The following is an 8,936-nucleotide window of genomic DNA, read 5'->3' as shown; positions in this document are numbered from 1 at the left end:
CAGCTTCCATTTCCATTCATCATCTTCTAAGGTAAATCGTTTTCCACTCAAGTGAAATATATGACGTTTAGGACTTTCATCAAACCATAAAATTCCTTTAGCACGAAATACATTTGCTGGCAATTGATTGTCTAGAAAATACTGAAACTTACGAATAGAAAAAGGTTTATCACTCTCAAAAGAAAGAGAAGTAAAACCATCATTTTCTAAGTGATTAGAATGGTCATGATGTTCATGTTCATGTTCGTGGTGATGATGTTCATGATCGTGATGATGATGTTCATGTTCATGATGATCGTGTTTTGTTTCTTCTTCAACTTTAAAATATTGATCTGACTCAAATAAACCAACACTAAGAATTAAAGGTAAAGGAACTTGAGATTTTTGAGTGCGGATAATTCTCGATCCTTCCTTAATATCTCGAATGCGAATTTCTAAAGCATCAACATCTGCTTCATCCACCAAATCAGTCTTATTAAGAATGATAATATCACCATAAGCAATTTGACTATGAGCAGCTTGAGAATTGAATAAATCAAGACTAAAATTAGCACAGTCTACCATCGTAATAATGGAATCTAACCGTGTCATATCTCTTAATTCAGTTCCCAAGAAAGTAAGCGCAACTGGCAAAGGATCAGCTAATCCTGTGGTTTCAACTACTAAATAATCTATCTTATCACCACGTTCGAGAACCTTGTAAACAGCTTGCACTAAATCTTCATTAATGGTACAACAAATGCAACCATTATTTAACTCCACCATGTTATCATCAGTGGTGACAATCAGTTCATTATCAATGCCAATTTCTCCAAATTCATTGACGAGAACCGCCGTTTTTATTCCTTGTTGGTTGGTTAGGATATGATTCAGTAGGGTTGTCTTGCCACTACCGAGAAACCCTGTAATAATGGTTACGGGTAAACCGTGTTTCTGTAAGTCCATCGCTTCAGGTGTTCCAGGCTGTTGATCCAGTGTTTGCATAATCTTTCGGTTTACAATACTTAAAGAATAGACTGAGGGAAAATTCCCCCCTTATCTTCTATTATGACTAAAAAAATACACAAACGTCTATTGAGACATCAAGAAATGTGGAGAAATAATGACTAAATTGTTAACTCGCGCTCAACCTCCCTTAGAATTTATTGTCCCTTCCTTAAATCCTTGGGTATTAAAAGGGTGTCAAACGCTGTTACCTTTTTGGTTAAATTGGCAAACAAATATTACCCAAATTCAAGCTGATAATCTAGAAATCTTAGCTAATCTTTATCAATATTTTCAGCAAGAAAAAATTCGCTTTTTAATGGCTTTTCGTCATCCTAATGTCAATGATCCTTATTGTATGGGATATCTTTTATGGAAGCTTCTTCCTAACTTTACACAAACAAAAAATATCCCTCTAAAGTATCCAATTCATGCTCATTTTATGTATGATCGAGGTATTCCTTTGTGGGCGGGTTCTACGATAGGATGGCTCTATTCTCGCCTGGGAGGAACTTCCATTCAACGAGGTAAACTTGATCTTGTAGGATTACGTTCAGCAAGAGATATTTTTCTTAATAGTAAATTTCCTCTGGCCGCTGCACCAGAAGGGGCAACTAATGGACATAATGAAATTGTTAGTCCCCTGGAACCTGGACTAGCTCAATTAGGCTTTTGGTGTGTCGAAGATTTACGAAAAGCTAATCGTAATGAAACCGTTTTTATTGTCCCTATTGGCATTCAATATCATTATGTTACTCCCCCTTGGAACGAAATTCAACAACTTCTGACAGAATTAGAAATTGATAGTGGAATTTCAACAATTAAAACTCAGGAAATAGAACAAAAAAATATCTATGATCGACTTTATCATTTAGGAGAACATTTATTGACAATAATGGAAAATTTTTATCGTCAATTCTATCATCAAACTATCCCAGATACAAGTAAACAAGAGTTATCAGAAAGATTGCCAAATTTATTAAATATTGCCTTACAAGTAGCAGAAAACTATTTTAATCTTCAACCTAAAGGCACGGTTATTGATCGTTGTCGTCGTTTAGAACAAGCGGGATGGGACTATATTTATCGGGAAGATTTTAAACAAATAGATCAATTATCAGCCGTTGAAAAAGGATTAGGCGATCGCTTAGCAGAAGAAGCAAGTTTACGAATGTGGCATATGCGAATTGTGGAATCTTTTGTCTCAGTAACCGGATATTATGTTAAAGATAAACCTACGGTAGAAAGGTTCGCTGAAACTACCTTGCTTTTGTGGGATTTAGTGACTAGAATTGAAGGAGGAAATGCTTTCTTTCGTCCCCAATTTGGTCAACAAACAGTGCAAATAACAATAGGAAATCCCCTTTCTATTTCTGAACGATTTGATGATTATAAAACAAGTCGTCGCCAAGCTGTTGCTAATTTAACTCAGGATTTACAAATATCTTTAGAAAGTCTGATTATTCGAGATAGTTAATAGTTAGGATTCTACCGAACAAGTTATGTTAAATTAACGTTTATAGACAGACCTTATGTCTGATACTATAGGAACGAAGCCTCCTCAAGGCAGGCTAAATTAAACCCGCGTAGGCGGGTTTTGTTTTTATAGCTTAACCCTTTAGGGTTTAAGCTCATAATTTTTAATATCGCCCTACGCATTAATATGAGGACATTTTTCTGTTCCGGCGTTCCCTTTCACCCAAGTCTATGTGTCCTAACCTTATTTTGTATGGCTATAGTTTTACATACTAGGTTCTGTAGAACCATAGTTAGTGGAACTTTTCTTGATAGATGAGAGTCTAGATGTCTGTTATTGCCTTTAAGTTGTACATTTTAGCCTAAATATTAAAGGTGATCACACTTAATAGTATCCTATGGATAAATTTAAAAGTTCAAAACCTAGCAAACTTCAGTACCTAGTTCCCATTTTCGATCCTGATGTTCAACATTGGTCAGCAGAAGCGCGCTTTTTACGTTGGCTTACTTTGCTATGGCTATCTATCGGTTTCATTGCCTTATTTTCGGCTTCTTATGCAGTCGCTCAAGCTGAAACAGGAAATGGATGGTATTATGTTATTCGACAAGGAATTTGGACTTGGGTCGGTTTAATTGGCTTTAATTTTATCGTACGATTACCTTTACAATATTTGGTTAATCTCGCTCCTTGGTGTATTTTTTTAATATTAGGATTAATTCTCTCCACTTTAGTCCCAGGTTTAGGCCATGAAGTTTACGGTGCAACTCGTTGGATTAAATTAGGGCCTATTTTGATTCAACCATCAGAATTAATGAAACCTTTTCTGGTACTCCAAGGTGCGCGAATTTTTGGACAATGGGATCGAATTTCTTGGGCCACGCGATTACAATGGATAGGCATTTTTGGTCTAATCTTAGCCGGAATTTTATTACAACCTAATTTAAGTACCACTGCTTTATGTGGTATCACTCTTTGGCTTATTGCTTTAGCATCAGGACTCCCTGGAATGTATTTAACTTCAACCGCTTTAGGAGGAACTTTAATCGCCGTTCTTAGTATTAGTTTACGAGAATATCAACGCAAAAGGATCACGGCTTTTCTTGACCCTTGGGCCGATCCTTTAGGGAATGGTTATCAATTAGTACAAAGTTTGATGGCCGTAGGTTCAGGGCAAACTTTTGGAGTAGGATATGGGATGTCTCAACAAAAACTCTTTTATTTACCTATTCAATATACTGATTTTATTTTCTCAGTTTTCGCTGAAGAATTTGGCTTTGTTGGTAGTCTAGCTTTGTTGTTATTATTACTCACTTATGCAACTTTTGCCCTGCGAGTTGCTATGAATTGTACTCATAGAATTAAACGATTAATAGCTGTTGGTGTTATGGTGGTTATGGTAGGACAATCTTTATTAAATATTGGGGTAGCTACAGGGGCTTTACCGACAACAGGTTTACCTTTTCCTTTATTTAGTTATGGGGGCAGTTCTACCCTAGCTAGTTTAATATTAGCTGCCTTATTAATTCGAGTCGCTAGAGAAAGTAATGAAGCTAATGTAGTGCCATTAAAAAAACCAGCAATCAATGGATAATTGACAATGGATAATTGATAATTAATTGGGTTTAAAACCTCTCCTTCTTAGTGGCTAAAGCCATCACTACGAACTTTTCTGGGCTTTCCCGACATCTTGGTATAAAATGTATAATCAGCTACAACACTTAAGATGGTGGGTTACGACGCGCCTTAAAAGTTATGGGTTTTTCATCAAAATCATAGCCGCGTCTAACCCACCCTACAAATTATAAGCTTTTACTTATCACCACAGGTACGGGAGAACCCTTTTCTATTGTGACTTTAATTATGACCACCTACTTACACATCTTTATCGGGGTCAACGGCCGTTGACCCCTACACCATAAGCATCTGTAGTCGGATTTTCCAGAATTGGTATTACTTTTCCGAGTCTGCCAAAGCAAAGAACCCTGGAACTCTTCCTGCGGCTGTCGACCCATCTTTCTGAGACAAAATCACCGCACTAATTTGATCACTCATCACAGCCACTTTTTTCTCAAGTTGCTTCTCACAAGTCAATTCTACCAGTTGGGGTGTGGGAGAACCCATGACCCCTATAATGCGTTGATACAAGGCTTCTGCATCCTCAGTTTCTTTACGTTGGACGGAAATAGGAATAGGGGTATACTTCAACGTTAAATCAATGCTAATCATGAATCCTACAAGTAAATGGCTCTATTTTGATTATCGGTCAGAATTCCCCAAATCCCCTACAGTTAACCGCTTTCAGTCAATCTTTAGAATTTATTAAGAATTGGGGTGGAAAACTCTGACAGTTTACATTAAGATAGTATAAGTTAAGAAACGTAAAGAATTCTCACATTTGGTCTAATGTTCTACTTCATAATCTGAAGTTGGAATATTTTAGCTCAAGTTAGAGAACTCTTAAACCCTGTCCTTATAATTATTCGGAGATTTGCGCGATGACCATTGCAGTCGGACGCGCCCCAGAAAGAGGATGGTTTGATATCCTCGATGACTGGCTTAAGCGCGATCGTTTTGTATTCGTTGGTTGGTCTGGTTTACTGCTATTCCCCTGTGCCTATTTGGCTTTAGGTGGCTGGTTAACCGGAACTACCTTTGTTAGCTCTTGGTACACTCACGGATTGGCTAGTTCTTACCTCGAAGGTTGTAACTTCCTGACCGTTGCGGTATCTTCCCCAGCCAACGCCTTCGGACACTCCATCTTATTCCTTTGGGGCCCTGAAGCTCAAGGTGTATTTACCCGTTGGTGTCAAATCGGTGGTTTATGGACATTTACCGCCCTTCACGGTGCTTTCGCTCTGATTGGCTTTATGCTACGTCAGTTTGAAATTTCCCGTCTAGTGGGTATTCGTCCTTACAACGCCATCGCTTTTTCTGCTCCTATTGCGGTTTTTGTCAGTGTATTTCTGATGTACCCCTTGGGACAATCTAGCTGGTTCTTTGCTCCTAGTTTCGGAGTAGCAGGAATTTTCCGTTTCATCCTCTTTTTACAAGGTTTCCACAACTGGACACTCAACCCCTTCCACATGATGGGAGTAGCGGGTGTTCTCGGTGGTGCGCTACTATGTGCTATTCATGGTGCTACAGTAGAAAATACCCTGTTTGAAGACAGTGATCAAGCGAACACTTTCCGCGCGTTTGAACCCACCCAAGCAGAAGAAACCTACTCAATGGTGACAGCTAACCGTTTCTGGTCACAGATTTTCGGTATTGCTTTCTCCAACAAACGTTGGTTACACTTCTTCATGTTATTTGTCCCTGTAACGGGTCTGTGGATGAGTTCCATTGGTATTGTAGGCTTAGCTTTAAACCTACGGGCTTATGACTTTGTTTCTCAAGAATTACGGGCTGCTGAAGACCCTGAATTTGAGACATTCTACACCAAAAATATTCTGTTGAACGAAGGTCTACGAGCTTGGATGGCTCCTCAAGACCAACCCCATCAAAACTTTATCTTCCCTGAAGAAGTTCTACCTCGCGGTAACGCTCTCTAATTATTGCCTAAGAAGGGTTCATAATTCACTCTTTTTAGTTGATTTTTCCAAGCTTTTGACTTAGCCCCATGTATTAATGGGGCTTTTTTATTAATAATTTTGGGCAGACTTCAATGATTTTTTGGAAACAAAAAGAGTTTTTAATCTCTGTGTCAATCTTAATTGTCATTCCCTTGGGCTTATTTTCTAAATTTTATCAAGGATTAGCACAGGAATGGGTTAATAATTATTCTGCTGGAATTTGGTATGAGATTTTTTGGTGTTTATTTGCTTTTTATTTTTTTAAAAACCAAAAATATCTCAAATTAATTCCTATTTATGTATTCATCATTACCTGCATTTTGGAAATATTACAACTTTGGCATCCTCCCATCTTAGAATTAGTTCGTTCTTATTTAATCGGTAAATTACTCTTAGGAACAACCTTCTCCTGGTGGGATTTTCCCCATTATTTGATAGGTTGTTCTTTGGGTTGGTTATGGTTACGAAAGATTGCCAATTTAAACAGAGGAACTCTTTTTAATTAGCCCTCCTAGTCCGAGAAAACTCATCAGTAACAAAGGGTTAACCGTTTTTTCAGGAACAGTAACAACTTTCGGACTAGAATAAACAACAGTTCCCGTATCATTAGTTACTAAGTCGTTAAAAGTATCTGTATCAATTAGAAAAACTCCATCTACAAGAAATTCAAATGCTGTAAAATCTCCATTGACAAAAGTAGCAGTTGGCCCATTTGAGAAATTACTATCATTAACTTCTGTATAATTTGTACCAATATAGGAGAAATTCGCACTTAAAAGACCATTATTTGGAAATAATGTAGAAAGTCCAGAGGAATTAACTTGAGTTTCATCATAAGTGAAAGAACCGTTAAACTTTTGGCCAGTATTTACGCCAGTATTTAAAGTAGCATCAAAATTAATGAGGCTTATTGCTTGCACTGGAGACGGGATAAAGCCATTAATAACCGTTAAACTTAAGGTAGTTGTAATAGTTGTTATTCCTAATTTGTGCAAAAATTCCATGACGTTTCACCTTAACAAATTACGTTTGGCACTCCCTAAAACTAGCATAGAAATTTGTTAAGAGATTTCAAGAGTTAATGCAATCAAGAATAATTAGTAACAATTAGTAATTTTCAAAGCTTATCAAAACTTTATATTACTTAATATGCAAAATATGTTCATTAATTCCTAACGCAGATATGTTAGTTTCTCCTGTTACCCAACTTACAAAATGTCTAGCTAATGGGGGAGCAATTACAAAGGTATGGGTGAAACCTGAAAAGACATAAAGTCCCATTAATTCGTTAATTTGTCCCACTAAAAAATCAGCATTTGGGGTAAAAGCGACTAAACAATTATGCCAAGTTCCAGATATATTTTCTAACGCTGGTATGATTTTACAGACTTCTTGTCTAATTCTATTTTCACTTTCTATTGAATTACTTTTAGTGTGAGGATTGGTAATAATTTGACTAATTTGTCCTAAACATAAACTCCCATTAAGAAATTGAATTATACCTGGGTCTATTACATCAGCAATTAATTCAGAACTCTGGTTATTCCAGGATGTAATCATATCAGTATTAGTAGCTTTTTCTTCTAAATTTAACCGTTGTAAATCACCTGGCATTACCATTGTACTTAATTTAAAATCAACAGGTGGTGTCATAATTAATTGAGCATGAGTAAAGTAAAGATTAAGATTAATTCCCAGTTCTTTTAATAACAAACAACTCAATCCACCTGCACAAATCACTGTATTTTTAGCATAATATTGATTTTGAGAAGTAACAACTCCTTGAATTTCATTTTCTTGTTGAATAAATGTATTCACACATTCAAATTTTATGTCCCCTCCTAATCTGAGAAATGCTTGCTGATAGGCCTGATTTGTTTTTGATGGGTTAATATGACCATTAGGTAATTTTAGGACACCAGAAATCGCATCAGGATTTAATAGAGGTTCTAATTCACAAGCTTCCTTAACCGTTAAAATTTCAGGTTTGATAACAAATTTATCATAATTTTTAGCAATAGTTTTGGGGTCATTTTTTGAGGCAATAGTTAAACATAAATCTACCTCACGAAATTCTGTGTCTGCTTCTAATTCTTGGGATAGATGACGATGAAGTTCTATACCTTCTTGACACAGTTGACGGGATAATTTATCCGTTCCTGACGCATAAGCTAAACCACCATAACTATAAGAGGTTGCATTGTCGGGTTTAGGGTCTTTTTCTAATAATAATACACTTAATCCTTTTTTGATTAATTCATAGCTTAAAGCTGAACCTGTAATTCCACTCCCAATAACAATCCAATCATAATTTGTCATTTTTTTTGCTCCTATTGTGCTTTATTAATAATAGCACTATGGGACAGCAGTAGGGTGGGCATTGCCCACCCTACATTAATTTTACCTATGATTTTCTTGAATATTGAGGAGAAAAACTTGCTATTATTAAGAATAAAATACCAATATTGATACAAAGATCAGCCAAATTAAAAACAGGAAAATGAATCAAACGAAAATCTAGAAAATCTACAACATAACCAAATAAAAACCGATCAATTCCATTGCCCGAAGCACCTGCTAAAATAAATCCATAGCCTAATTGTTCAAGTAAATTCATTTTACCCCCCCACCAAGCTAAACCCATTAATCCTAAACTTACCCCTAAAGAAAGCCAACGTAACCAACCGGCCCCCCCGCTAAAAAAACTAAAGGCAGCCCCAGTATTGATAACATAAGTAAAGTGAAAAACCTCTGGCCACAAAGGAAAAGTATCTCCCAGGTTAGCAAAAGATTTTACTACCCAATATTTAGTAATTTGATCGAGAACCAGTCCCGTGATACCAACTAGCCAAAAAAAAGGATTTCTTTTCATAAGTCTTCCCCAATATCGGAATAGTTATTTA

At 36.5% G+C, this 8,936-nt stretch carries 9 protein-coding genes; 4 read left to right on the top strand and 5 right to left on the bottom strand.

The features are described 5' to 3' along the window. On the bottom strand, nucleotides 1–984 hold a 984-nt coding region (locus tag AsFPU1_RS07600; protein ID WP_148096903.1), incomplete at its 3' end, for a CobW family GTP-binding protein. A gap of 118 nt (nucleotides 985–1,102) precedes the next feature. Here AsFPU1_RS07600 and AsFPU1_RS07595 point away from each other — a divergent pair. Together AsFPU1_RS07595 and AsFPU1_RS07590 are read left to right on the top strand one after the other, a co-directional pair. Further along, nucleotides 1,103–2,461: a 1-acyl-sn-glycerol-3-phosphate acyltransferase gene (locus AsFPU1_RS07595; protein WP_124973556.1), complete on the top strand. Its 1,359-nt coding sequence runs from the start codon at nucleotides 1,103–1,105 to the stop codon at nucleotides 2,459–2,461. A 397-nt stretch (nucleotides 2,462–2,858) separates the two neighbouring features. Beyond that, nucleotides 2,859–4,052, top strand: a complete 1,194-nt coding sequence (locus tag AsFPU1_RS07590; RefSeq protein ID WP_124973554.1) for an FtsW/RodA/SpoVE family cell cycle protein — start codon at nucleotides 2,859–2,861, stop codon at nucleotides 4,050–4,052. 359 nt (nucleotides 4,053–4,411) lie between these two features. Here AsFPU1_RS07590 and AsFPU1_RS07585 read toward each other — a convergent pair whose 3' ends face one another. Further along, the gene (locus AsFPU1_RS07585) at nucleotides 4,412–4,687 is read right to left on the bottom strand and encodes a UPF0367 protein family (protein ID WP_124973552.1); all 276 of its coding nucleotides are present in this window, start codon (nucleotides 4,685–4,687) and stop codon (nucleotides 4,412–4,414) included. A 269-nt stretch (nucleotides 4,688–4,956) separates the two neighbouring features. On the opposite strand from AsFPU1_RS07585, the gene psbD reads away from it, so the two are divergent. Beyond that, nucleotides 4,957–6,012, top strand: coding sequence for a photosystem II D2 protein (photosystem q(a) protein) (gene psbD, locus AsFPU1_RS07580; RefSeq protein WP_124973550.1), 1,056 nt, complete (start codon nucleotides 4,957–4,959; stop codon nucleotides 6,010–6,012). Between the two features lie 149 nt (nucleotides 6,013–6,161). Further along, complete coding sequence (locus AsFPU1_RS07575; RefSeq protein WP_227873451.1) at nucleotides 6,162–6,539, top strand: ribosomal maturation YjgA family protein; 378 nt, start codon at nucleotides 6,162–6,164, stop codon at nucleotides 6,537–6,539. Here AsFPU1_RS07575 and AsFPU1_RS07570 read toward each other — a convergent pair. From AsFPU1_RS07570 to lspA, 3 genes are all read right to left on the bottom strand, one after another. Then, nucleotides 6,513–7,037 (bottom strand): hypothetical protein, encoded by a 525-nt coding sequence (locus AsFPU1_RS07570; RefSeq protein WP_125061071.1) that lies wholly within the window; start codon nucleotides 7,035–7,037, stop codon nucleotides 6,513–6,515. The two genes, AsFPU1_RS07575 and AsFPU1_RS07570, sit on opposite strands and share 27 nt — an antisense overlap. Nucleotides 7,038–7,173: 136 nt before the next feature. Further along, nucleotides 7,174–8,352 carry an NAD(P)/FAD-dependent oxidoreductase gene (locus AsFPU1_RS07565; RefSeq protein WP_124973546.1) on the bottom strand — a complete coding sequence of 393 codons (1,179 nt, stop codon included), beginning with the start codon at nucleotides 8,350–8,352 and terminating at the stop codon, nucleotides 7,174–7,176. 85 nt (nucleotides 8,353–8,437) lie between these two features. Further along, nucleotides 8,438–8,905, bottom strand: coding sequence for a signal peptidase II (gene lspA, locus AsFPU1_RS07560; protein WP_124973544.1), 468 nt, complete (start codon nucleotides 8,903–8,905; stop codon nucleotides 8,438–8,440). Nucleotides 8,906–8,936: the final 31 nt, after the last annotated feature.

It is taken from the genome of Aphanothece sacrum FPU1 (genome assembly GCF_003864295.1).
In the GTDB taxonomy this organism is placed as follows: domain Bacteria; phylum Cyanobacteriota; class Cyanobacteriia; order Cyanobacteriales; family Microcystaceae; genus Aphanothece_B; species Aphanothece_B sacrum.
This window is presented reverse-complemented; position numbering and strand designations above follow the sequence as displayed.

Bases quoted from the DNA above. Each gene is read 5' to 3' on its own strand.
- AsFPU1_RS07595 (WP_124973556.1), top strand. From the start codon at position 1,103: ATGACTAAATTGTTAACTCGCGCTCAACCTCCCTTAGAATTTATTGTC.
- AsFPU1_RS07590 (WP_124973554.1), top strand. From the start codon at position 2,859: ATGGATAAATTTAAAAGTTCAAAACCTAGCAAACTTCAGTACCTAGTT.
- AsFPU1_RS07585 (WP_124973552.1), bottom strand. From the start codon at position 4,687: ATGATTAGCATTGATTTAACGTTGAAGTATACCCCTATTCCTATTTCC.
- psbD (WP_124973550.1), top strand. From the start codon at position 4,957: ATGACCATTGCAGTCGGACGCGCCCCAGAAAGAGGATGGTTTGATATC.
- AsFPU1_RS07570 (WP_125061071.1), bottom strand. From the start codon at position 7,037: ATGGAATTTTTGCACAAATTAGGAATAACAACTATTACAACTACCTTA.
- AsFPU1_RS07565 (WP_124973546.1), bottom strand. From the start codon at position 8,352: ATGACAAATTATGATTGGATTGTTATTGGGAGTGGAATTACAGGTTCA.
- lspA (WP_124973544.1), bottom strand. From the start codon at position 8,905: ATGAAAAGAAATCCTTTTTTTTGGCTAGTTGGTATCACGGGACTGGTT.